At 37.7% G+C, this 23,869-nt stretch carries 22 protein-coding genes and 1 pseudogene; 11 read left to right on the forward strand and 12 right to left on the reverse strand.

Annotated elements, in window-relative coordinates; genetic code table 11:
* A partial coding sequence (locus C4E06_RS14630; protein ID WP_107668735.1) for a polysaccharide biosynthesis/export family protein occupies window positions 1-860 on the forward strand: 860 nt, incomplete at its 5' end.
* 15 nt (window positions 861-875) lie between these two features.
* Window positions 876-1,989, forward strand: a protein-coding gene (prfB, locus tag C4E06_RS14635; protein ID WP_107668736.1) for a peptide chain release factor 2 whose coding sequence is annotated in 2 segments (ribosomal slippage) — window positions 876-947 and window positions 949-1,989 — 1,113 coding nt in all. Because the reading frame shifts where the segments join, the coding sequence is not laid out codon by codon here.
* Here the strand turns inward: prfB and rppB are convergent.
* The 4 genes and pseudogenes from rppB to C4E06_RS14655 all read right to left on the reverse strand — a co-directional run.
* On the reverse strand, window positions 1,960-3,324 hold the full coding sequence (rppB, locus tag C4E06_RS14640; RefSeq protein WP_107668737.1) for a two-component system sensor histidine kinase RppB: 1,365 nt from the start codon (window positions 3,322-3,324) through the stop codon (window positions 1,960-1,962). The two genes, prfB and rppB, sit on opposite strands and share 30 nt — an antisense overlap.
* Before the next feature lie 25 nt (window positions 3,325-3,349).
* Window positions 3,350-3,670 carry a DUF5615 family PIN-like protein gene (locus tag C4E06_RS14645; protein WP_107668738.1) on the reverse strand — a complete coding sequence of 107 codons (321 nt, stop codon included), beginning with the start codon at window positions 3,668-3,670 and terminating at the stop codon, window positions 3,350-3,352.
* Window positions 3,618-3,959, reverse strand: coding sequence for a DUF433 domain-containing protein (locus C4E06_RS14650; protein WP_107668739.1), 342 nt, complete (start codon window positions 3,957-3,959; stop codon window positions 3,618-3,620). Before C4E06_RS14650 ends, C4E06_RS14645 begins: the two co-directional genes overlap by 53 nt.
* 57 nt (window positions 3,960-4,016) lie before the next feature.
* Window positions 4,017-4,226, reverse strand: a pseudogene (locus tag C4E06_RS14655) (winged helix-turn-helix domain-containing protein); the annotation flags it as partial.
* Window positions 4,227-4,489: 263 nt separating this feature from the next.
* Here C4E06_RS14655 and C4E06_RS14660 point away from each other — a divergent pair.
* The gene (locus tag C4E06_RS14660; RefSeq protein WP_107668740.1) at window positions 4,490-7,645 is read left to right on the forward strand and encodes an efflux RND transporter permease subunit; all 3,156 of its coding nucleotides are present in this window, start codon (window positions 4,490-4,492) and stop codon (window positions 7,643-7,645) included.
* Here the strand turns inward: C4E06_RS14660 and C4E06_RS14665 are convergent.
* The gene (locus tag C4E06_RS14665; protein ID WP_107668741.1) at window positions 7,640-8,536 is read right to left on the reverse strand and encodes a glycosyltransferase family 2 protein; all 897 of its coding nucleotides are present in this window, start codon (window positions 8,534-8,536) and stop codon (window positions 7,640-7,642) included. The genes C4E06_RS14660 and C4E06_RS14665 overlap by 6 nt on opposite strands.
* Before the next feature lie 168 nt (window positions 8,537-8,704).
* Between C4E06_RS14665 and C4E06_RS14670 the strand changes: the two genes are divergently transcribed.
* From C4E06_RS14670 to C4E06_RS14690, 5 genes are all read left to right on the forward strand, one after another.
* Window positions 8,705-9,754 carry an adenosine deaminase gene (locus C4E06_RS14670; protein WP_107668742.1) on the forward strand — a complete coding sequence of 350 codons (1,050 nt, stop codon included), beginning with the start codon at window positions 8,705-8,707 and terminating at the stop codon, window positions 9,752-9,754.
* Window positions 9,755-9,881: 127 nt separating this feature from the next.
* Window positions 9,882-10,178 (forward strand): YkvA family protein, encoded by a 297-nt coding sequence (locus C4E06_RS14675; RefSeq protein ID WP_107668743.1) that lies wholly within the window; start codon window positions 9,882-9,884, stop codon window positions 10,176-10,178.
* 24 nt (window positions 10,179-10,202) lie between these two features.
* Complete coding sequence (locus C4E06_RS14680) at window positions 10,203-10,901, forward strand: response regulator transcription factor (RefSeq protein ID WP_107668744.1); 699 nt, start codon at window positions 10,203-10,205, stop codon at window positions 10,899-10,901.
* 24 nt (window positions 10,902-10,925) lie between these two features.
* Window positions 10,926-11,342: a XisH family protein gene (locus tag C4E06_RS14685; protein ID WP_107668745.1), complete on the forward strand. Its 417-nt coding sequence runs from the start codon at window positions 10,926-10,928 to the stop codon at window positions 11,340-11,342.
* Window positions 11,330-11,665, forward strand: coding sequence for a XisI protein (locus tag C4E06_RS14690; protein WP_107668746.1), 336 nt, complete (start codon window positions 11,330-11,332; stop codon window positions 11,663-11,665). The genes C4E06_RS14685 and C4E06_RS14690 overlap by 13 nt, the downstream gene beginning before the upstream one ends.
* A gap of 356 nt (window positions 11,666-12,021) precedes the next feature.
* Here the strand turns inward: C4E06_RS14690 and C4E06_RS27970 are convergent, their stop codons facing one another.
* From C4E06_RS27970 to C4E06_RS14710, 6 genes are all read right to left on the reverse strand, one after another.
* A complete protein-coding gene (locus C4E06_RS27970) occupies window positions 12,022-12,192 on the reverse strand; it encodes a hypothetical protein (protein ID WP_198648698.1) in 171 nt (56 codons plus the stop codon).
* An 18-nt stretch (window positions 12,193-12,210) separates the two neighbouring features.
* Entirely contained in the window at window positions 12,211-12,363 is a 153-nt protein-coding gene (locus C4E06_RS27975) for a hypothetical protein (protein ID WP_198648699.1), read from the reverse strand.
* A gap of 111 nt (window positions 12,364-12,474) precedes the next feature.
* Window positions 12,475-13,038 carry a TIGR04376 family protein gene (locus tag C4E06_RS14695; protein WP_107668747.1) on the reverse strand — a complete coding sequence of 188 codons (564 nt, stop codon included), beginning with the start codon at window positions 13,036-13,038 and terminating at the stop codon, window positions 12,475-12,477.
* A 29-nt stretch (window positions 13,039-13,067) separates the two neighbouring features.
* Window positions 13,068-13,802, reverse strand: coding sequence for a hypothetical protein (locus C4E06_RS14700; RefSeq protein ID WP_107668754.1), 735 nt, complete (start codon window positions 13,800-13,802; stop codon window positions 13,068-13,070).
* 112 nt (window positions 13,803-13,914) lie between these two features.
* The gene (locus C4E06_RS14705; protein WP_107668748.1) at window positions 13,915-15,048 is read right to left on the reverse strand and encodes an RNA-guided endonuclease TnpB family protein; all 1,134 of its coding nucleotides are present in this window, start codon (window positions 15,046-15,048) and stop codon (window positions 13,915-13,917) included.
* Window positions 15,026-15,634, reverse strand: coding sequence for an IS607 family transposase (locus tag C4E06_RS14710; RefSeq protein ID WP_107668749.1), 609 nt, complete (start codon window positions 15,632-15,634; stop codon window positions 15,026-15,028). Before C4E06_RS14710 ends, C4E06_RS14705 begins: the two co-directional genes overlap by 23 nt.
* Window positions 15,635-15,825: 191 nt before the next feature.
* Here C4E06_RS14710 and C4E06_RS14715 point away from each other — a divergent pair, with 191 nt between their 5' ends.
* The 3 genes from C4E06_RS14715 to C4E06_RS14725 all read left to right on the forward strand — a co-directional run bounded on the left by C4E06_RS14715 (window position 15,826) and on the right by C4E06_RS14725 (window position 22,431).
* Window positions 15,826-18,399, forward strand: a complete 2,574-nt coding sequence (locus tag C4E06_RS14715; protein WP_107668750.1) for an EAL domain-containing protein — start codon at window positions 15,826-15,828, stop codon at window positions 18,397-18,399.
* 52 nt (window positions 18,400-18,451) lie between these two features.
* Window positions 18,452-20,548 carry an EAL domain-containing protein gene (locus C4E06_RS14720; protein WP_198648700.1) on the forward strand — a complete coding sequence of 699 codons (2,097 nt, stop codon included), beginning with the start codon at window positions 18,452-18,454 and terminating at the stop codon, window positions 20,546-20,548.
* A 74-nt stretch (window positions 20,549-20,622) separates the two neighbouring features.
* Complete coding sequence (locus C4E06_RS14725) at window positions 20,623-22,431, forward strand: EAL domain-containing protein (RefSeq protein ID WP_107668752.1); 1,809 nt, start codon at window positions 20,623-20,625, stop codon at window positions 22,429-22,431.
* Between the two features lie 44 nt (window positions 22,432-22,475).
* Here C4E06_RS14725 and C4E06_RS14730 read toward each other — a convergent pair whose 3' ends face one another.
* Window positions 22,476-23,165, reverse strand: coding sequence for a hypothetical protein (locus C4E06_RS14730; RefSeq protein WP_107668753.1), 690 nt, complete (start codon window positions 23,163-23,165; stop codon window positions 22,476-22,478).
* Window positions 23,166-23,869: the final 704 nt, after the last annotated feature.

Below are 23,869 nucleotides of genomic sequence, written 5' to 3' on the forward strand. Positions count from 1 at the left end.
TCTCCATTGTCGGACTGACCTTAGATGAAGTAGAAACAAAAGTGGCCTATGAATTAGGACAGCGTTATTTGCAAGAACCTCCCGAAGTCATTGCAGTTCTTTCAGGCCCGCGTCCCGTTCAGTTAACGGTTTTAGGAGAAGTCAGTCGCCCAGGTTATTACTTTTTTGCCCCAGGGATCACCCTGAATAATGTGATCACAGGAGTAGGTGGCAGTACCCCAGAAGCGGACTTGCGATCAATTATTGTTCGCCGTCCTTTAGTCGATGGAACGGTACTCGAAGAACGAGTGGATTTGTACACCCCATTAATCGAAGGAACTCGTTTACCCTCATTTCGCTTACAGGGAGGGGACACCATTATTGTTTCTAAGCTCGATCCAGGACAAAAGGACTATGATCAAACTTTAATTGCTAAAACCAATTTAGTCCAACCCACCATTATTGTCCGTGTTCTCTTACCAATCGCGCCCATTGGTTTAGCCGTTCGTAATATTACCCTTCGGAGTGGAAGTACCTTTTTAGATGCAGTAGCCGCGTTACCACCGAGTATTCCTTTGATTACCAAAGAAGAAGTGACGTTACTGAGATTCGATCCTGAACAGGGTAAAGTGGTAACCCAAGGGTTGAATCCCATTCAGACCGTAGAAAATCTCGATGTGACTCAATATGTTACCCTAAAAAATGAAGATGTGATTGTTGTCAGTCGAACCCTATTAGGTAAGGTATTAGCTGCTTTTCGAGTCATTACTCAGCCCATTCGTGATGTGTTAGGCTTGAGTAACTTCATTATTAGTTTACCTAATAATAGAGTGTTTGGGGGTGATAATAACAATAACAACTTTAACAACTTCCGATTTTAGATAGTTTAGGAGTTTATGGAAACAACAGAACTGAAACGAGAAATTGAATTAATTGGTTCGCGCCTGGGGAAAACCCAGGACTACCTTTGACTTGCCCGCTCTTCAAGCAAACATTAAAAACCTAGAAAATACCGCGGCCCAACCCCAGTTTTGGGATGATCCCGAAACGGCTCAACGGATTCTGCAAGAATTAAACGATCTCAAATCCCAATTAGAACAATATCAACAATGGTGTCATCAGTTAGAGGATGCTAAAGCGATCGCTGAATTATTGGAACTCGAAGACGACACCACTCTGCGTCAAGAAGCTCAAGAGAACATTACTCAACTTAACCATAATCTCGATCGCTGGGAATTACAACAGTTATTATCCGGGATTTACGACACCAAAGGGGCAGTTTTAACCATCAATGCTGGAGCCGGGGGGACTGATGCCCAAGACTGGGCGCAAATGCTTCTCAGAATGTACACCCGTTGGGGAGAACAACAGGGATACAAGGTAATGATGACGGAACTCTCGGAAGGGGATGAAGCCGGCATTAAATCAGCGACTTTAGAAATTGAGGGCCGTTATGCCTTTGGTTATTTAAAAGGGGAAAAAGGAACCCATCGACTGGTGAGAATTTCTCCGTTTAATGCCAATGGTAAGCGTCAAACCAGTTTCGCTGGCGTAGAAGTCATGCCGATGTTAGAAGAAGATGATCTTAAGGTAGATATTCCCGATAAAGATTTAGACATTAGTACCTCTCGTTCCGGGGGAAAGGGGGGACAAAATGTTAATAAGGTAGAAACGGCCGTCAGAGTTGTCCATGTTCCTACCGGTATTGCAGTTCGTTGTACCCAAGAACGGTCTCAACTGCAAAATAAAGAAAAAGCCCTCGCTTTATTGAAGGCTAAACTATTAATTATTGCCCAAGAACAACGGGCCCAAGAAATTGCAGAAATTCGAGGGGATATGGTAGACGCTGCGTGGGGTAATCAAATTCGTAATTATGTTTTTCATCCTTATCAAATGGTCAAAGATTTACGAACCAATGTAGAAACGACGGATGTTAATGGGGTGATGGATGGTAATTTAGATTCCTTTATTGAAGCTTATTTACGTTATGATACTGCCTCGATAGGGTAGAGAAATGATAAATAAACTGCCTTTTTCCACTTGACTTTTAACGGTAATATCACCCTGATGATGATGGGCGATGGCCTGGGCAATCGCTAACCCTAAGCCAGTTCCTCCGGTTTTTCGGTTGCGATCGCTATCCACACGGTAAAATCGCTCAAAAATTCGTTTTTGTGCTTCTTGAGGAATTCCAATGCCGGTATCTTTTATTTTAATTAATGCAGTGTCTTCTTTTGTCTTTAGACTAACGAAAACTTGACCCTTTTTGGGTGTATATTGAATCCCATTAGCGATTACATTTGAGACTAAACGGTACAGTTGAGACTCATCTCCTAAAACATAAATTTCCTCATCAGGAATTTGTTCAATGAGATCAATCTTAGCCACTGTAGCAAGTTCTGAAAATTCTTCAATCAAATCACTGACTAAATCATTTAAACAACAAGATTGAAACCCTTTGGACGATGATTGTCCTTCAAGACTGGTTAAAAATAATAAATCTGTGACTAAATGACTTAACCGTCTTCCTTGTCTCTCTAAAGTATGCAGCATCTTGGTTAAATCTTGGGGTTGGGAAGGAGGTATTCTTAAAATAGCTTCTATGGTGGCTAAAAGACTGGCCAAAGGCGATCGCAATTCATGGGCTGCATTTGCAGTAAACTGTTTTTGTTGTTGGTAGGATTTATAAATAGGCTGCATCGCTAACCCTGAAAGAAACCAACTGGATAGGATAACTGAGGTCAAAACCAGGGGAAACCCAAGCATTAAAATGATTTGTATGCGTTGGACTTCAGCATCAAAAGGTTGTAATGTACGTCCCAGTTGTAAATAACCCCAAGAGGAATTAACCGCTAAATCATGGGTATCAGAACTATGTAAAATAATGGTAAATTGATGATAACGAATGCCATTATTTGTAATCGTTTGCCAGGGTTCAGGGTTTAAAGTTTGAGATAAATTATCCGGTTGATTAGGGGAAAATGCTAATAGTTTACCTTGATGATTAAACAGACGAAGATAGTATGTATTGCGATCGCTGATGCCTGTGGTATGTCTTTCAATTAAACTCGGATTAGAATGACAAGGTTGTCCCACTAAACACAATTCTGGCAAAATACGCTTTAATACCGTTGTCGGGTTTTCTGAAGGGGGTAACATGGGTTCTAAACTGTCATGAAGGGTTCCTGCAATTGACTCTATTTCCCTCTCCATTGCCTTCCAATTAGACTGAACTAAAGATCGATAAATTCCTAACCCCGATAAACTTAAAATAACTCCCATTACCAAAGTGTACCAAACAGCTAACCTAAGACGACTATGACGGAATAATTGAGAGGTTTTCATTCATTTAATAAAGACTTTTTTGATGTTATGAGCTTAAAAAGATAATATTATTAATCATTTCTGCCTCAGATTTACTATTCACAAGTTCGAGAATTTGCCTTAGTTGTTCACCGATAGAATATCGTTGCTGTTTTGCCAAAATGATCCCTTGATGACTTTTACCCTCAGCTAAATATTGACTATGTAAACGATAGAAATCTCTACGATTGAAAGAGAATAAAACTCTTTTTTTTGATGTAGCATAATCTAATTGTTCTAAATCACTAACCCCTAACATATCAGCATCTGCAGCACTAATAGCATCTACATTTCTTGCCCGTAAAGCAGATAATAAGGCTTGATCCATTAAATTGTAACCATTCCTGTTCAAATTTATCTGCTTCTGCTAATTCTGTGGACAACTCAGCTTCTATCTGTTCTTGATTAGCATGATAATAACTTAAAGCCGCATAAATTTTTGCTAAATTTAAGCGAGGGTGTCCAATTCTGTTGAGGATTTCTTCTGGTGTTAAACCGAGTTTATACCAACTAACAATCCGATTAACGGTAACCCCTGTTCCAGTAATAATCGGTTGACCGTTTTTAATTTCATCAGAATGGGTAATTAATGTTCCAATCTCAATCGCTGTTGTCATTGATATTTGTTACCTAGCATCTTATTTCATATCATAACTTAATCCGTAAGATAAGGTTTAAGAAAGGGCAAGATTTGAGTTAAAACGATATCCTTGTCCTCGGATAGTTTCAATGGGACAAATACAGTTATAACTGGCTAATTTTCGTCTAATTAAACGCATTTGGGCAGCAACCACATTACTCATGGGTTCAGCATCAAGATCCCATAATTGATTGCGAATTTTACTCCCCGAAATAATGCGATCGGGATGTTTCATTAAATAGGCCTGGTGCATTAGCGGTTATGGGTAGCGGTGGCAAAAAGAAAAATTCTTGATTTATATAGATCATTTTAACTAAATTGATGGGTTACGACGGATTTTTAGATTCTTTGTCTCATCATAAATTATCGCCGTCTAACCCATCCTACTACTGATTTTTGATAACACCGTAGGGTGGGTAAATCTAAGATTTATCTTAACCATTCATAAATGTAGAAAACTTTGCCCACCTTACAAAATATAAGCCCCTACTAATATTAATTTTTAAAATGCTGAATTCCCTTCTTAATCAGATTATAAAAAGCTCAATTAGCCAACGATGGTTAATTGTTATTGGTGCAATTTTAATCACCTTATGGGGCGTTTTTAATATTACTCAAATGCCCTTAGATGTGTTTCCTGAATTTGCACCCCCACAAGTGGATGTTCAAACAGAAGTCCCCGGACTTGCCCCAGAAGAAATAGAAGCACAAATTACCGTACCCATTGAAAGTGCAGTTAATGGCTTACCAGGGGTAACTACCGTGAGATCATCCTCAAAAGTCGGTTTATCGATGGTACAAGTCGTATTTGACCAAAATGCAGACATCTACAAAGCTAGGCAAGCAGTGACCGAACGACTACAACAAATCAGTAGTCAATTCCCCGAAAATGCCCATCCCCCTGAAATTTCCCCCTTAGTTTCCCCATTAGGCACGATTTTACAATACGCTTTTACCGTCAACGGACAAACCTCTTTAATGGAGTTACGTCGTTTGGTAGAAGGAACCGTTAGTAATCAAATTTTGTCTGTTCCAGGGGTTTCTCAAGTGACGGTATATGGCGGAGATGAACGACAAGAACAGGTATTAGTTGACCCCCAAAAATTGCGATCGCTTAATATCTCCCTTACAGATGTCACCGAAGCAGCGAAAGGCTCTAATTCCAACGCTCCTAGGGGTTTTCTCATTGGAGGAGGCCAAGAATTATTAATTCGTGGAATAGGACAAATACAGTCTATTGAAGACTTACAAACATCGGTAGTTAAAGTTAAAGACGGTGAACCCATTTTGCTCAAAGATGTAGCAACGGTAAAAACCGGATCAGCATTAAAACGGGGCGATGCTAGTTTTAACGGGCAACCGGCGGTAGTGATGATGATTAATAAGCAGCCGGATGTGGATACCCCCACAGTCACAAAAGCAGTTGAAACCGTTATCGCTAGTTTAAAACCTACTTTTCCTGCGGATGTAAACATTGCCAGAACCTTTCGTCAAGCTAATTTCATTGATGCTGCCATTCGTAATGTTAGCGGTTCTCTCATACAAGGGATAATCATCGTTTCGGTGATTATGTTGCTATTTTTGATGAACTGGCGCACTGCAATGATCACTCTCAGTGCCATTCCCCTATCTTTAATTATCGGTTTATTGTTTATGAAAGCCTTTGGTTTGGGTATCAATACCATGACGTTAGGGGGGTTAGTGGTTGCCATTGGTTCCGTGGTAGATGATGCCATTGTGGATATGGAAAACTGTTATCGGGGACTCCGTCGCAACCAAGCTAAAAATAACCCAAAACATCCCTTTCAAGTGGTTTATGATACTTCCGTTGAGGTACGACTGGCGGTCATTTTTTCTACCGTGATTATTATTGTGGTGTTTGCCCCTATTTTTAGTTTAACGGGGGTAGAAGGGCGAATTTTTGCCCCGATGGGGTTGGCTTATTTATTGTCTATTGCTGCCTCTACCTTAGTAGCGATGACTCTTTCTCCTGCCCTGTGTGCCATTTTATTAGCGAATCAAACCTTACCCCCAGATGGGACATTCATCTCTCGTTTAGTAATGAGGCTTTATCGTCCTTTACTGAATTTTTCCCTAAAATTACCGAAAATTATTCTCTGTTGCGCTTTAGCTGCATTAGTTGCTACTTTTGCCATTGTTCCCAGTTTAGGACGAGTCTTTTTACCAGAATTTCAGGAAAAATCAATGGTTAACTCCATGGTGTTATTTCCTGGGGTATCCCTAGATATGACCAACCGGGCAGGAATGGCACTCTATAACTCCCTTAAGGATAATCCTTTGTATGAATGGGTACAAGTAAGGGCCGGCCGTACGCCAGGGGATGCAGACGGGGCAGGGGTGAGTATGGCCCATGTGGATATCGAATTGAGTGATCTTGCCCTAAAAGACCGTGAGAACAGCGTTAAACAGCTACGGGAAGCGTTTTTAAAACTGCCTGGGGTTGCGCCTAATATTGGGGGGTTTATTTCCCATCGCATGGATGAAGTATTATCGGGGGTGAGAAGTGCGATCGCTATTAAAATCTTTGGTCCTGACTTGATAGAATTACGTCAGGTGGGGGAACAAGTACGAGATGCTATTGAACCCATAGAAGGTATTGTCGATTTACAGCTTGAACCTCAGTTACCTATTCGTCAAGTACAAATACATTACGATCGCAGCGCAGCCGCTAATTATGGGTTAACCATGAAGGCCATTTCTGAGGTGGTAGAAACGGCATTGAATGGTCAAGTTGTTGCTCAAATACCCGATAATCAGCAATTAATTGATATTAATGTTAGTTTAGACCCATCAGCACGAAATAATTTAGATGCTATTGGTTCTATTCCTATTTCTACCCCTACAGGACAAATGATTCCCCTAAGTTCTGTGGCTAAGGTAACCTATGGTATGGGGGCTAATGTGGTCAACCGTGAAGATGTTTCTCGCTTAATTGTGGTGTCTGCCAATGTTGCTGAGAGAGACTTAGGCAGTGTGGTGGCCGATATTCAAGCAACCATTGATCAACAGGTACAGTTACCCAAGGGTTATTTTATTCAATATGGAGGTCAGTTTGAAGCAGAACAAAATGCCACTAACAATCTGTTGGTGTATAGCATTTTAGCGGCCATTCTTATTACTATTTTGATGTTCTTTTCCGTTAAATCTTTCCCGGCCACTATCGCTATTATGATTAATTTACCTTTAGCTTTAGTGGGGGGTATTGTTTCGATTATTTTCACTGGTGGAGTGATATCTATTGCCTCTTTAATTGGCTTTATTACCTTGTTTGGGGTGGCAGTTCGTAATGGGTTATTACTGGTGGATAATTACAACAGGAAATTTGCTCAAGGAATGGGTCTTAAAGATGTCATTGTTAAGGGTTCTCTTGACCGAGTTAATGCCATTTTAATGACCGCTTTAACCTCTGCTTTAGGAATGTTACCGTTAGCCGTTGCTTCCGGTGCCGGTAATGAAATTTTGCAACCTTTAGCGATTGTGGTATTGGGCGGTTTATTTACTTCTACGGCTTTAACTTTATTAGTAATTCCGGCACTTTATGCCCAATTTGGTAAATGGTTAATGCCCAAATATCCCCCAGCTAACGAGAAAAAAGAGTTTCAGGAAAAAAAACAATCTTTTAGTGTGGGTAACTTCCTATAAAGATAAGGATTCCGAGGGATTAGCCGATTCTTCGGGATCTGGATATTTTAAGGAATTAGGATAGGGAGATTCTAAGTTAGTTTCTCTCAATTCATCCACTTTTAAGAGGATGAGATATTCATAAAAGGCTTGTAAGGTACACCAAGCAAACCCTGCTTTACCGTCTAAGATTCCCCCTAAAATAAAATACATATAAAACCAACGGACAACGGGACGCAACGGTATTCTTAAAGATAAATCCTTTAAGGCCCGTCTGCGTTCTACTTCTGTGGCCCCGAAAAATAATTTTTTCCAATTAACACCCCCTTGTTCTAATTGATAGAGGGTTTCTTTGGCTTCGTCAGTGGAATAACGATTATGTTTTTCAATCCAACGGGTTAACCCTTTCCCACAGGTATAGTGAGGGTAGGTTTCTTTGAGAAAGTCCACAGGCCCGGTGTAAATTTCCCGTTCCGTGTGGCCATAGTCTCCAAACCACACTTGGCCCTTTTCAAATAAACGCATTTGATAACGAGGGTATTGGGTACTGTGACGAATCCATTGCTCCATAAAGATCACCCGTTCTGCTACATAATAGCCCACCGCTTCTTTGCTTTGACTGGCGGCAACACATTCAGCAAACAAGTCTGGAGTCATGCGTTCATCTGCTTCTAAAATATAGACCCATTTATGTTTAGTTTGGATGTTTTTGAGCATCCAAGTCCGTTGTTTTCCGTGACTCTCAAATTCGTGTTGAACAATTTTGACAGGGTAACGGGAGGCAATTTCTATGGTGCGATCGCTACTATAGGAGTCAACCACGATCACATCATCGGATAAGGCAATTACCGACTCAATACATTCGGCAATATCCACTTGTTCGTTATAGGTGAGAATATAGACAGAGATCATTAATCTTTAAGACTATTTTAAGCTTATGGTCAAAATTTAAAGGTTTTTGTTTTCTATGAGTTAGTTTATCAAGGGAATTCAAGTTTGTCCTTTATGTTTCCTAATTTGTAACATTCCCTTCCTAATCGCTATAAAATAAATCTTAATATACAGCACCAGGAGGTTTTTGTGGCACTTTACGCGGACTTACATCGTCATCTCGGAGGTTCTGTGGTTCCTCGCATTCTCTGGCGATATTTCAAGCGTCATAACCCAGACATGGCGCAACGGTTTCCTGAATACCCTAGATTTGAAGAATTTTATACCCGCAAACGAAACACCCTGGATGAGTATTTAGAACTCCATACTTTAGTCGAAAGTGTACAAACCGAACAAACCCTTCCCTACTTCATTTATCGCTTAATTCGTGGGGCTTATATTTTTGAAAATTTGGCTTATTTAGAATTACGCTATACCCCCTATCTTCGCACTCCAGACCATCTTAATCAGTCTCAAAGAATTGAGGCAATGACGAATATTGTCGAGATCGTTGGGAAAGCTAGTCAAGTCAAAGAATATCCGATTATCATTAGTCAAATTCTTTGTATGCACTCCCGTTTACCCTATGAAGTCAATAAGGCGATCGTTGATTTAGCGGCACAAATGCGAGACTATGTCTGTGCGATCGATGTGGCCGGGGGTGACTCCCATTATGGAGAACGGTTAGATGAGTTTATTGATCTCTATAAATACGCGCGATCGCTGGGATTAAAAACCACTGGCCATGTTTATGAAACCCCAGAGGGTTGTTATCCTGAATTATTACCCTATTTAATGCGAATTGGCCACGGTATCCAAATTCCTTTAAAGTATCCTGAACTATTACCCCAATTAGCTGAAGCGAATCAATGTTTAGAAGTGTGTCCGACCACTTATTTAAAGACCGGCACCTTAGAGGATTTATACCAGTTAAAAACTGTGTTTGATCGCTGTTTTGATGCCGGGGTTGATATTGCTATCTGTACGGATAATGCTGGACTTCATAATGTTCGTTTACCCTTTGAATTTGAAAATCTTTTGACTCAAGATGTGATTGATTTTCATCAGTTACAAGCTTGTCAAGATGCCGCCTTTCGTCATGCCTTTGCTTGGCCTTATAAGGAACCTCCAGCGTCTTTATTAATTGGTTTGCTCAATGATGATTCTTCAGAAGAAGAACAAGAATTGCTGTCGGTTTAATATTTATGTAGAGATGTTTAATCAAACGTCTCTACTTTGTCAACTTAAAAATTATTGATAAGTTATAATAAAAATAAGTTTTCAAACAACATTAACTTCCGAATTTAGACAACAATTAGTCAGCCCCATGAAATTTCCTTTACAATTTGTTTATGATTGGTATCGTCAAGTAATTCGTCATCCTCAATATCGTTGGTGGGTAATTTTGGGGACCTTAGTCTACTTTGTTAGTCCTTTTGATATTTCTCCTGATATCTTTCCTATTGCTGGACAAATCGATGATTTTGTGCTATTGACATTACTAATAACAGAGTTATTTTCAATGGTAGTAGAAAAATTACAAAACCCAAATCAAGTTACGGTAGAAGATTCTCCAGAAGGTGAGACAATAGAGGTTAATGCGGTTACTGTAGATGACAATTAAAATTAGAATAAATAAACCAAAATCATGAGTGATTCTGCAACAATATTATTAGTAGATGATGAACCGAGTGTTAGAGAATCGGTACAAGCTTATTTAGAATATAGTGGAGAGTTAACGGTTCAAGTTGCCAGTAATGCAACGGATGCTTGGGGAATATTAGAAAAAATTACCCCTGATGTGATTATTTCTGATATTATGATGCCAGAAGTCGATGGCTATCAGTTTTTAGAAAAGTTAAGAAATGACCCTAGATTTGAGGGAATTCCTGTTATTTTCTTAACCGCTAGGGGAATGACCTCCGATCGCATTAAAGGGTATCAGTCTGGTTGTGATGCTTATTTACCGAAACCGTTTGACCCGGAAGAATTAGAAGCAATTGTTAAGAATTTATTAGAACGGCGCAAAACAAACGAAAAAACCACCACTGACTCCGCAAAATTAGAAGAAATTGCCCAAGAAATACGAGAATTAAAACAACAACTCGGCCAACAACAAAACACTTTAACCACCACACCATCCCCGATAAAAATTGATTTAACCCCCAGAGAACAAAGTGTTTTAGACTTGGTTGCAGAAGGGTTAATGAATAAAGAAATTGCGGCCCGTTTAGAGACAAGTGTGAGGAATGTCGAAAAATATGTCAGTCGTTTGTTTAGCAAAACGGGGACAAATAGTCGGACAGAATTAGTGCGGTTTGCTTTAAAACATGGCTTAACGGAATAGTTTATTTAGTATGCTTGAAATAAGATGGCTGCAAGAGATTTTTTCCATGAAACCGTTAAACGAGGTTTAGAAAAAGAGCAATGGCTCATCACTGATGATCCCTTAGAATTAGAATTAGAAAGAGTTACCGTTAAAATTGACTTAGGTGCAGAAAGATTGATCGCAGCACAAAAGGGAACAGAAAAAATTGCTGTTGAAATTAAAAGCTTTCTCAGTACATCTGCTATTAGTGATTTTCATACAGCCTTGGGGCAGTTTTTGAACTATAAAATTATACTAGAACTAAATGAACCAGAACGGTTACTATATCTAGCAATTCCCCTTGAAGCTTATCAAACTTTTTTTCAGAGTCGTTTAGCTCAGATAGCTATCCAACGTCATCAACTCAAACTCATTATTTATGAACCTGTAACGGAGGAAATTGTCCAATGGATAAATTAGAATATTATCGTTCTTCAATTCAGACTCTACTAGAAAAATATAGTCAATATAAACCTCGTAACGAAGAAGTAGAAAATGAATTATTTTTTGACTTAATTAGAGATCATTATCAACTCATGCGAGTTGGCTGGAAAGGGTTAGAGAGAGTTTACTATACTGTTTTACATTTTGATATTAAGGAGGGAAAAATTTGGCTTCAGCATAATGCAACTGATATTGATATGGGTCAAAAATTAATCGAAATGGGTATTCCTCAAGAAGATATAGTCCTTGGACTCCATCCACCTTATAAACGTCCCTACACAGGTTATGGAGTTGCTTGAATAGTCTAATTTTCCGTTTGATATAGACCTGGCCATTTAATATTTTTATCTATAGTGCTCAGCACTGGGGAATGGGCAATAGCGAGTGTTTAATTTGCTGTCACTTCGACTTCCCTCAGTGCAGGCTCTCGGCAAAGGAAAGAAACACTCAAGATAGGCTTTTTTGCAATGGTAGGCTGTAAAAGGGTTTGAGGACTGGGAAATCTCCTAACCATAATGCTTAGTGCTATATGTTACTATTATGGCTGATACACAAAAGTCTAATTTCGTTGAAAAAAGTATCGTAATGAACTTGAGGAAGTCAATCGAAAATTCTAACGTTATTTATCATTTTATGAACTTTACCATGTTTATTTTCAATCTTCACTCAACCAACCTTTAGTTAAACTAAACTCACTGAATAATAGAGAGTCAGGAACTTCATACTGTTCGTGACTCTCTATTAATTCGATACAATTTAATAATACAGTTAATATAAACTCAGGAATCTCTTCAATGGATTCGATAATTTTTCGTTTGCTATTCATACTTAATGTCCTAACTCTTTAATGGCTGCAATTATCAACAGCAGCGTTTTTAAGCTCCTGTTTTAATTGCTTGTTGCGTTTTTTTAGCTGTCTTAATCTTGCTGATGCTAGACGGCCTTTATCGTTACGCCGATTCATTTTACGGGGGGATTCCCATGATTTTATTCGCATAAATTTCCCCTGATTGTTTACATAAATATATTATAACTTAAAGAACTAGAATTTGTACTACCTATAATGTCAGGGTTTCTTGACTTGCCAAAAAAGCCGTTTAGACTATGCTCAAAGATCCCGTTTTAGTTGATCTAATTCATCATCTAATTCCCACCTTTGAAACTCTGCTTCTAGGGGGTCAGTCGCCTTATTGTAGACACTATAGTTAATGGTTTGATTCCATCCTTTGGTATCATAATTAGGTTTCCCTTGAGCCGCTTGAGCTTGTCTTGCTTTAGTCTGAATTTCTTCCTTTCGCTGTCGAATTTGAGTTAATAAGGTTTTCCCGTTAGCAATTTGTTGTTTGGCTCCTTCCATTTGGCCCCATAATTGATTGCCTTGACGTAATAGAGCCGCTTCTCTTTCTTGGGCCCGTTGAGCTAAATCTAAGCGTCCAGCCGCTTGAGCTTTTGCCACTCGTTGATGCCAACTTTGAATTTCTTCAGCTAAGGAGAGAATGTCAGTCTCTAAACGCTTTTTTTGCCCTTCTTTTTCAATAATTAGTTTTAAAGCCTCTTGTTCTTGTTCCCTTAATTGTTCTAAAAGAGCTTGTAATTCTAGATGAGGATTATTTTTCAAAAATTCCTCTAATCGTGTTTCTAGAAAGCGACTGAAATCATCAAAAATACTCATATAGCAATTAATAAATTCTAAACTCTAAATTAAAACCCTTGTCCCACTTCAATGTGTTTAGTCTGTCCATTGTGATAGATAATGGCTTTTTGATTTTGCACTCCCATCAGAATACCACCACTATTACCTACTGCTTCCCCAATTTCAAACCGTCGACTAATCCCATTAAAGGTAAAAATAGCGGTTGATTGTTGTCCTGACTCCAAAACCCCCACTAATTGATGGCCCGTATCTTGGGGCAGTTGACCATTAGCTGCCACTTCTGGGGGAACCGAAAAAGTGTTTTGCTTAGGGGTTAATACGGGAACACTGGAGGGTTGAGACGTGGTAGAAGGAGACGAGGGAGGTGCAGGGGTGGGAGGGGAAGGGGGTTGTAGGTTAGAAGGGGCTGAATTGGACTGATGGGGGGGATACATTGGCACGTAAACCCGTTCTATTACCTTGGGTGGGGTGGGAGGAGAAGGGGGTTTAACTGCTATGGTAGAGGGTTCTTTGTCTTCGGGGGTAACTAATTTTTTTTCGGTGGCGGGTTGGTTAAGAACATTTAAAGACTGTTGTAGATAAGCGATAAATTGAGCATCAGCAGGAGATGGCTTAACATTTTCGGCTTTTTGTTTGTCTTGATCGGATATTTGAGTAAACACCCACATTAATGCTAATAGAGAGTAAATACTAGCTATTGCAAAGAGAATTTTATCAAGATGTTTTGGGATTTGGCGCCCCGCGAAGCGGTTTTCTTTGAGATCCCTTTGAGTTGAATTCATCGGTGTCCCTCCCCACATTAAATCATTGCTGTTGTCATTATAATCTTAACCGTTCCGTTAAACTTACTCAAACCTACCTATTGGTGGGTTTGATGTTAACTTCTTGCTTCATTCAGGCGGTGTCGGCACTCACCAGTCCACAAGGTGACACGATGGAACTCACCGCCAAAGACGCTAAATTAAATGAGGCGTTAAGATCACGTCCGCATTTAAAAGAACATAATTCACACTCAAAAACTCGTTCACTTAAAGATAAAGTTTCTTTAATATGTCCACAATTAGAACATTTTTTAGAACTTGGAAACCATCTATCAGCTATTATTAATTCAGAATTATAAACTATCGTTTTATAATCAAGTTGTCTTCTGAATTCATAAAAACCCATATCTTGAACAGCTTTAGCTAACTTGTGATTAGCCATCATCCCTGACACATTTAGATCCTCAATTACTATCTTGCTGTGATTCTTGGCTAAATAAGTAGTGAGTTTGTGTAATGTATCTTTACGAATATTAGCTATTTTAAAATGCAGTGATCGTATTTGTCTTTGTGCCTTCTTCCAGTTGTTAGAACCTTTGATTTTATGTCGAGCTAAGTATTGAAGTCTGCTTAGTTTCTTCTCATATTTACGATAACTTTTAGCTCCTTCAAATGTTTCGCCTGTTGATAAAGTTGCCAGAGATTTTACCCCTAAATCACAGCCTACTACGCCAACAATTTTATCTGTTGATTGTTGTTCCACTTCAATCTTAAAACTAAGAAACCATCTATTAGCTTTTTGACTGATAGTGACAGATTTTGGTTTATATCCATAAGGTAATCGCTCATAGGTTTTAAGCCAACCAATCACAGGGACTTTTATCTTTTGATGATCACATTTAATACTTCCATCTAAAGTAAAGCTATCATGCTTACCTTTTTTCTTGAATTTGGGGGGGTTAGCTATCTTTTTAAAGCATCTTTTCCAAGTATCAGCTAAAGCTCTTAACGCCCATTGAGGAGCGCACTTTGAAACTTGATAATACCAATCATGCTTAGATTTTACTAAGGCTACTAACCATTTATGCAAATCAATAGCAGTAGGAAACTTGATTTTATCATCAGGATTGGTTCTATTATGGTCTAAAATCTGCTTAGTTAAAGATAATCCCCAATTCCAGGCATGACGCGCTGTTCCTGCGTGTTGAGCTAACAATGAACGTTGTTGATTATTTAGTTTTAATTCAGTCTTGAATCCGAGTAGCAACGTCTCTTAACTCCTCTACAATTTTTCTATTTTTGTGGCTTCTTGAACCATATAATCTTGCTGAAAACACTGTAATGATTTCTAAGACATCTTGCGCTAAATCCTCTTCAAATGTACTATCTTCAGTTCGGTTGATAATGACAACTTCTGTGCCAAACTGTTCACACAAACTAAAGATTAATTCACTACCAAACCTAAGTAACCTATCTTTATGGGTTACAACTAATCTCTCAACTTTACTATCAACAATTAATCTGATTAATCGCTTTAATCCTTTTTTGTTGTAGTTAAGTCCTGAACCTAGATCGTCTATGATTTCAACTTGCCAACCATTTTGGGCGCAAAATAGTTCAACAACTTCTTTTTGACGTTCTAGATCCTTTTTTTGGTCATGACTAGAAACCCGACAATAACCAACTGTATAAGAGAGATTTTCTTTAACTCCAAGCAACTGAGAAACAGTGTACCGTCGATGTCCATTGGCTGTCCTTTCAGGTATTAATTTACCTTCGGACTCCCAACGTCTTAACGTCGATACGCTTACGCCTTTTAATTTAGCGGCTTCTGATATGGTTAACTTACTCATAAAAGCATGATAGCACAATTTATGAGTAAGTTTAGAGAGTATTAACTAGGTTTTTAACTTCTGTTATCTACCCCCTACTTTATTGATTATTAGGTCAAATGATGGCCAAATATCCTCTTGAGAATGATGTTAATTTTACTGAGGTTTTCGGGAATATTATAAATATAAATCTTTACTCTCGATAAACTGTGATGAGTAATGCCTCAGAAGTCCGCCACCTGCTTGTAATCGCCGATCAACAATCGAGACGTATTGTTCCTTTGACGAATAATACCTATTCTATTGGTCGCGATCCTAATAGTAATATTTTGTTGTACGATCGCCAAGTCTCCCGTCATCATGCTACTTTATTAAAAATTGATGGTAATAACAATGACCAACCTTGTTACCGTATCATTGATGGCAATTTACAGGGAAAAAGAAGTACCAACGGCATTGCTGTGAATGGAAAGTATTGTTTATCCCATGATTTAGCCCCAGGGGATTTAATTCGATTTGGTAATCAATCTCAAGCCAATTATCATATTATTGCTGATTCGGCTGAACTGGATTTACTCAAAGATCCAGATTCACAGAATCGAGTGAGTGACACTTGTTTGCCATTAAATGATATCCCTGGTGAGGATCACTTTGCCTCTCTTGATGAAATTTTCTTAGAAGATGAGGATGAAGAGGATGAACCCTCTAACACCATGGCATTTAGTAGTCGTGGGAAAAATAAAGAGTCAGACCCTTTTCAAAACCAAGCGTCTTTAGCGGATTCTAATCCCAATCCCATTATAGAAGTTGATTTTCAAGGACAGATTACCTATCTAAATGCGGCTGCTAAAATTAAGTTTCCTGACTTAATGAAATTACAAGCCTTTCATCCGGTTCTCCACAATCTCATTGGCAGTCGAACCCCGACCGAGGGAACTTCATTTGTGAGAGAAGTGCAAGTTGAGCAAACCTTTTTTGAGCAACACATTCATTATCTCAAAGAAACTGAATGTTTAAGAAGTTATTTATTTGAAATCACCAAATATCGTCAAAGAGAATCCAAGTTAACCGCCGGAAAAGATCGCTATCGATTCTTTTTTGAACAAACCACAGAAGGGATTTTAGTTATTAATCCAGATACGAAACATATTATTGAAACCAATCAAGCTTATTGTCAATTATTAGGCTATAGCAGTGCTGAAATTATTGGCTGTAATTTGTATCAATTATTAGAAACGGAACGGGATACTTTTAATGAAGAATTAGCACAAATTACCTCTGATCATCCCTATATTATTAAAGAATCGTTTCACCGTCATCAAAATGGTTCCTTACTAGCGGTGGCTGGTCAAATTAGCCTGACTACCTATCAAGGACAAGACGTTTTATGTTTAGTGGTTCGGGATATTCGTGAACGAAAACAAGCCGAAGAAGAATTACAATATCAACTGCTGCACGATCCCCTGACGAATTTACCCAACCGAGAATTATTTAAACAACAATTAGGGGTTGCTTTAGCCCATGCCGAACGCCATGAACATTTATTGGCGGTGATGTTTATTGATATTGATTCTTTTACTCATATTAATAATACCTTAGGCCATTCTCTGGGGGATCAAGTATTACAAAGTTTTGGGGAAAGATTAAGTGCTTGTATTCGTGCCGGAGATACGGTAACCCGTTGGGGAAGTGATGAATTTGTTTTATTATTACCTCAGATTAAAAATACGGAAGATACGGTTAAATTAGCCCAACGTATTTTTGAAACCCTACAACGTCCTTTTATTTTTAATGAACATCGTCTCCAAATTAAATGTAGTATTGGCATTGCCATTTATCCTCAAGATGGAGACAATGCAGAAGGGTTATTAAAAAATGCGGATACAGCTTTATATCGCACCAAAGAACAAGGAAAGAACCACTATCAATTTTATAGTCCTCATTTAACCGCAGAAGCTGAACTGTTATTACGCTTAGAAACCCTTCTCCATCAAGGGTTAGAAAAGAAACAATTTTCTCTCGAATATCAACCTCAACTGCAATATAAAACCGGAAAAATTGTGGGGATGGAAGCCTTATTACGGTGGGAAACCCCCGCTTTCGGCATGATTATGCCCCAAAAATTCTTACCCTTAGCTGAAAAAACAAATCTGATTTTACATTTGAGTAAATGGGTCTTAAAAACCGCTTGTGAGCAAAATTTATCTTGGCAAAAAGATGGTTTACCCCCCATTCCTGTCACAGTGAATTTGTCGGCAAGGGAATTTCAACAACCCCATTTAGCGACGGTGGTGGCCAGCATTCTCGATGAGACAGGGTTAGATCCCCAGTGGTTAGAATTAGAATTAACAGAATTAACCTTGCGACAAAATTTAAATTTAGCCCGTAAGACCTTAGAGGATCTGCAAAATTTAGGGGTTCGTATTGCTTTAGATGATTTTGGCCGCGGTTTTTCCTCTTTAGGGTATCTCAAACAATTTTCTTTCCGTACCTTAAAACTTCATCAAGATTTCATCAGAGACTTACGGGGAACCTCGGAAGAATTGGGGTTAATTTCTGCTGTTTTAGCCATTGGCAAGGGCTTTAATATGCGTGTTGTTGCTGAAGGAGTGGAAACCTCTGAACAACTGAAAATATTACAGGATCTCGATTGTAACGAGATTCAGGGTTATTGGTTCAGTCGTCCTTTACCCACCAAAGAAGCGACCGAACTCCTCAGTAAAATTACGAGGAACAATTATATAGATTCTGCAAATTTTATGTCTTTACCGATGATAGATGGTTAGTTTCTAGACACTTCTGGGAATAATAGAAATAGCCCTTGTTTGTGTATCTGTGATGAACACCCTATCATCCTTTCGTCATATTCTTGTTATTGAGGATCAAAAGGCCCGACGCATTATTGCTTTAGAAGAAGCAACCTATAGCGTTGGCCGAGAATCGAGTAATGATATTGTTATTTATGAGCAAGTTGTTTCCCGTCGTCATGCCACCATTGTCCGAGTTAGATTAACCCCCCGATTAGATAGTTATTCTTATCGGATTATTGACGGAGATTTAGAAGGTCATCGTAGTACCAATGGTTTACTTATTAATGGAAAGTTAAAAGAATCTCATAATTTAAAACATGGTGATGTGGTCATTTTTGGACCTCAAGCTAAGGTTAGTTATTATATTATTTCGACGGCCTTAGATATTGATTTATTTAATCCTCTTGATCCAGGGCAATTACAACAAGAAGAAGATGCAATCATGGAAACCATGATTGCTGATGAGAATAATAAGTCCACGATCATTAATGAGGAGAGTTTACAAGGGCGCGATCGCGATGATTTGATTCGGTTGGCTTCTTTTCCTGAATTAAGTCCTAATCCTATTATTGAAATTGATTTTACTGGCAATTTAACTTATCTTAATCCAGCCGCGAGTATTAAGTTTAAAACCATTGGACAAGAGAAATTAAAACATCCTATTTTAGCAGGTTTATTATCAGAAGTTCACAATATTCAAGGAAATTTATTATTAAGAGAAGTCATCATTGGGACTGATATTTTTGAACAATATGTTCACTATTTATCAGAACATCAACTGATTAGAAGTTATTTATTTGATATTACCGCGAGAAAACAGGCGGAAAAAAACTTAGAATATCGTGCTTTTTATGATACATTGACGGATTTACCGAACCGAAATTACTTTGATGAAAAATTAGAAATTGCTCTAATCGAAGCTAAGAAAAATAACAATTTAATGGCGTTACTTTTTCTAGATTTAGATTCTTTTAAAAATATTAATGATACCTTAGGTCATAAAATTGGAGATCAATTACTAAAAAACTTTGCCCAGCGATTAAGTTCTTGTGTGCGAAATGATGATTTTGTTTCTCGTTGGGGAGGGGATGAATTTACCTTATTATTACCTCAAATTAATAGTCCAGAAGATACCATTAATTTAGCCCAACGTATCCTTGATGATCTGAAGAAACCCTTTGAAATTTCAGGACATCAATTATATATTAAAACCAGTATTGGTATTGCTATTTATCCTCAAGATGGTGAAGACGCAGAAAGCTTATTAAAAAATGCTGATGCAGCCCTTTATCGGGCGAAAGAACGGGGAAGAAATCATTACCGTTTTTATCGTTCAACCATGACTTCTAAAGCCTCTTTATTATTAAAATTAGAAAACCTTTTATATCAAGCATTAGAAGAAGAATCCTTCTCTTTATATTATCAACCTCAACTAAAATTGAGCAATCATAAAATTAGTGGAATGGAAGCGCTGTTACGATGGTATCATCCAGAATTAGGTCATGTTTCCCCTGTGAGATTAATTCCTTTAGCGGAACAAACCGACCTAATTATTCCTATTAGTATCTGGGTATTAAAAACAGCTTGTCAGCAAAATAAAGCGTGGCAAGAACAAGGATTATCTCCCATTCCTGTGGCCGTTAATTTATCTCCCAAACAATTTCAACAACCTAATTTAGTTAATATTGTTACCCAAGTTTTAGAAGAAACCAAATTAGATCCGCATCTTTTAGAGTTAGAAATTACAGAAACCGCCATGATGGAAAACATTGATTTTTCCCAAGAAACTTTACAAAAATTGCGAGACTTAGGGGTACAAATTTCTTTAGATGATTTTGGAACCGGCTATTCTTCTTTAGGGTATTTACAAAAATTTCCCATTACCACGCTAAAAATTGATCAATCTTTTATCAAAACCGTACAAAATAATCCTAAAAATACTGCTATCATTTCTGCTATAATTGCTTTAGGGAAAAGCTTTGATCTTAGGGTGATCGCTGAAGGGGTAGAAACCTTACAACAGTTAGAATTTTTACAACGATTAAATTGCCAAGAAATTCAAGGATTTTGGTTTAGTCGTCCCCTCGAATCTACCGATGCAACGACATTTTTAAGTCAAGTTTGAGGAGAAGGAAGTGAAGACTCAAGGGTTAATACCCAAGAAAAAAGATTAAACTGAATGCCAAATAGGGATAAATAATGAATTACCCCCATAAAAACCCCGAAAATCGTTATATTTTGGTTCTTGAGGATAGTAATGCTCGTCGTACTATTTCTTTAGAAGACTCCAAATACTCTTTAGGACGACATTCTAGTAATTCGATTATCATTCACTCTAAACAAGTTTCTCGAAAACACGCTACTTTAATTAGAAAATTTAATCGAAAAACGAATCAAGATTCTTTTTGGATTATAGATGGAGATTTAGAAGGGAAAAAAAGCCAAAATGGTATTTTTATTAATGGAGAAAAATGTTTAATTCATGAACTACAAGACGGGGATTTAATTAATTTTGGTTGTGAGGTTAATGCCAGTTATCATACGGTTTCACCAGCTACGATTTCAGAAAGTTTTATTGATAAAAAATCGAATAAGCAATCAAAAAAATCCACATCTAAACCCATTAACCAAGTCCCAACCTTATATTTAGGTAATCCTAGTCAACAATCTACTTATATTTTAGGAAATTCTCCCCTTAAAGACAGTGGTAATGATGATACGTTTCAAGAAGAATCTTATCTTGATCCCGTGACAGAATTACCGAATCGTATTCTTTTTAATGAGTATCTTTACATTGCTTTAACTAATGCCAAACGAAATGAAAATTGTTTAGCTATTTTTCTGATAGATATTGAACAGTTTAGCAAAATTAATGACAGTTTTGGCTATCGAATGGGAGATTATTTTTTACAAGCGATCGCCCAACGTTTAAAAAATTGCATTAGAACTGGGGACATTATATCTCGTTGGGGAGGGGATGAATTTGCCATTTTATTGCCCCATATCAAAGAAGCTGACAATTTATACAAAATTACTCAACGTATTCTTAAAGAACTAAAATATCCTTTCACTGTTAAAGACAAAACTCAATCCTTAGTCACTCATTTAGGAATGGCTATTTATCCGAAAAACGGACAAGTTCCCCAAGACCTTTTAAACTATGCCGAAACTCAACTGATTCATCATAAAAAAAACGGCAACCATAGTATTATCAATAAAAACTTAAATAAAAAGAATACAAACTTTTCTCAGGTTGAAAAACGACTTTACGAAGCATTAACCAATCAAGAATTATGTTTATATTATCAACCTCAACTCAATCATAATACCCTGAAAACAGAAGCCATGGAAGCCTTCATTCGTTGGAATCACCCCCAATATGGTTTAGTTCCTCCTAAAGAATTTCTACCTTGGGTAGAAAAAACAGAATTAGTTGTACCATTAACCCGTTGGATTTTGGAGAAGGCTTGCACACAAAATAAAATATGGCAAACTAATCAATTAGCATCGGTGTTAGTCTCTATTAATTTATCTATGTCTCAATTTCATCATCCTCAATTAGTTGATCTGGTTGATGAAGCGTTAACCTTGACGGGACTTGATCCTCAATGGTTAGAAATAGAAATTACTGAGGGGATTATTTTGAAAGATATCAAACTCACTAACGAAGTGTTAAGAGAATTAAAAACATTAGGAGTTAACGTCTGTTTAGATGATTTTGGCATTGGTTATGCAGCGGTTAGTAATTTACATCAAATGCCTTTCGATACCCTAAAAATCGATGTTTCTTTAATCAAATACATCGACGAAAATCCTGAAAATACCACCTTGATTTCTGCGCTTATTTCTTTAGGAAAAAGTTTTAATATGAGAGTGGTAGCTGAAGGGGTGGAAACTCAACAGCAATTAGAGATTTTGCAGACTCTCAATTGTCAAATTATGCAAGGATACTATTTTAGTAAACCTCTTTGTGTAGAAGAAGCCACACAATTTTTAACCTTTCATTAGGATGCAAAAGAAGACTCCCCCGAAGTGGGAGAGTGAATGACCGACTATTGTAGGAATACTTCCCCAGAAGGTTGAATTCGTAAGACACCTTGAACATCATCAAAGGTAGGATCTTCGTTTAAAGTAACGTGCAAGTAATCTGAGTCAGATCCACTGGTCATAAATTCTAATAAACCATTATCTTCTCTAATCATGGTGACGGTTACTGGGGTAGGAACATTTGTGAGCAGGATCTCTTCTCTACCTTCTAACCATCTTTCATCCGTATGACCTAATACTTGATAAGTTACCAAGGAATTAGTATCGTTATCAATTTTAATGTCTACGGTACCATCGTTAGTCGGATTAACGAAAGCGATGGGATCATTAAGTACCTCAGGAAGAGGGGGAACGACTCGGTAATTGGGTTCGAGATAATCAGGTTCAGGATCGTAAACTTGGAAATCGTCGCGATCAGGTTCACGATCATAAGCTTCATAATCATCAAGATCAGGTTCCCGGTCATAAAGTTCTGCCTGACTTGTATAAAGTTCTTTTTCGTTAGCCGGACAACCTTCAGGGGGTTCAATGATATCGTTCCAAGGTTCCTCGTAATATAATCCTGGACAGATAGGTTGGATAATGATTTGAGCAGATGCTGGTAAGGCTATCAAAGGTATTCCGACAAAAATACTACTAATTAAACCGATAACACCAGTATTTTTTACATTCTGTTTATTATTTAATAATTTCATAAATGACCTCCGTCTCGTTTCTAGGAAAACAGTTAATATTGCTACTCACACACCACATACTTGATAGAAAAAAGATTGATTTATTTCTCTAACACACTTAACTGAAACTTCCTATTATTATCACAACAAAAATGCAACCCTACTACCATCTTTCGTAGGTTAGGTTCATTGATAAACCGTTAATTTTTTTTTATTACTTAAGAAAGATGGGTTAGTTTATTCAAAAACAAATGCTCCCAACAATATGAACCTATCTACTATAAACAATTACTATTAAAAATAAGAATTTTAGGGTAAATTAAAGCGAAAACCTCATCTTACTTCCTAATTTTGCTTAGAAGCAGTTGACGCTCATCTTAAACAGGGACTTTTCATGGTACTCTTATAACATTCGCCTAGATATAACGTAACCCTATGCCAAAAGACAGTTGTAACAATGCTGATCTGGCAGAAAAATTGTACATTACCCTAGGAACCGAATCAAGCCCTTAAAACCCATGTGCGCAACATTCTCAATCAACTCTGCGATAAATTGTTAAAATTCTCTCTAGGGATACATGAATTCTTCTTTAATTCAGGGTTATCCTAGAAACTTGACTGAGTCTACTAAAATTTGCATCAATGTTAATCATGTCTGCCCTCTCTAGCGTTGTTTTGTTGCTTTTACCGGTTTATATTTTTGTTGCTAGTTTTTTTGTTAATTT

Source organism: Cyanothece sp. BG0011, assembly GCF_003013815.1.
In the GTDB taxonomy this organism is placed as follows: domain Bacteria; phylum Cyanobacteriota; class Cyanobacteriia; order Cyanobacteriales; family Microcystaceae; genus Crocosphaera.

Coding starts and splice junctions, on each gene's coding strand:
- rppB (WP_107668737.1), bottom strand. CDS start 3,324: ATGAAAACCTCTCAATTATTCCGTCATAGTCGTCTTAGGTTAGCTGTT.
- C4E06_RS14645 (WP_107668738.1), bottom strand. CDS start 3,670: ATGGATCAAGCCTTATTATCTGCTTTACGGGCAAGAAATGTAGATGCT.
- C4E06_RS14650 (WP_107668739.1), bottom strand. CDS start 3,959: ATGACAACAGCGATTGAGATTGGAACATTAATTACCCATTCTGATGAA.
- C4E06_RS14660 (WP_107668740.1), top strand. CDS start 4,490: ATGCTGAATTCCCTTCTTAATCAGATTATAAAAAGCTCAATTAGCCAA.
- C4E06_RS14665 (WP_107668741.1), bottom strand. CDS start 8,536: ATGATCTCTGTCTATATTCTCACCTATAACGAACAAGTGGATATTGCC.
- C4E06_RS14675 (WP_107668743.1), top strand. CDS start 9,882: ATGAAATTTCCTTTACAATTTGTTTATGATTGGTATCGTCAAGTAATT.
- C4E06_RS14680 (WP_107668744.1), top strand. CDS start 10,203: ATGAGTGATTCTGCAACAATATTATTAGTAGATGATGAACCGAGTGTT.
- C4E06_RS14685 (WP_107668745.1), top strand. CDS start 10,926: ATGGCTGCAAGAGATTTTTTCCATGAAACCGTTAAACGAGGTTTAGAA.
- C4E06_RS14690 (WP_107668746.1), top strand. CDS start 11,330: ATGGATAAATTAGAATATTATCGTTCTTCAATTCAGACTCTACTAGAA.
- C4E06_RS27970 (WP_198648698.1), bottom strand. CDS start 12,192: ATGAATAGCAAACGAAAAATTATCGAATCCATTGAAGAGATTCCTGAG.
- C4E06_RS27975 (WP_198648699.1), bottom strand. CDS start 12,363: ATGCGAATAAAATCATGGGAATCCCCCCGTAAAATGAATCGGCGTAAC.
- C4E06_RS14695 (WP_107668747.1), bottom strand. CDS start 13,038: ATGAGTATTTTTGATGATTTCAGTCGCTTTCTAGAAACACGATTAGAG.
- C4E06_RS14700 (WP_107668754.1), bottom strand. CDS start 13,802: ATGAATTCAACTCAAAGGGATCTCAAAGAAAACCGCTTCGCGGGGCGC.
- C4E06_RS14710 (WP_107668749.1), bottom strand. CDS start 15,634: ATGAGTAAGTTAACCATATCAGAAGCCGCTAAATTAAAAGGCGTAAGC.
- C4E06_RS14715 (WP_107668750.1), top strand. CDS start 15,826: ATGAGTAATGCCTCAGAAGTCCGCCACCTGCTTGTAATCGCCGATCAA.
- C4E06_RS14720 (WP_198648700.1), top strand. CDS start 18,452: ATGAACACCCTATCATCCTTTCGTCATATTCTTGTTATTGAGGATCAA.
- C4E06_RS14725 (WP_107668752.1), top strand. CDS start 20,623: ATGAATTACCCCCATAAAAACCCCGAAAATCGTTATATTTTGGTTCTT.
- C4E06_RS14730 (WP_107668753.1), bottom strand. CDS start 23,165: ATGAAATTATTAAATAATAAACAGAATGTAAAAAATACTGGTGTTATC.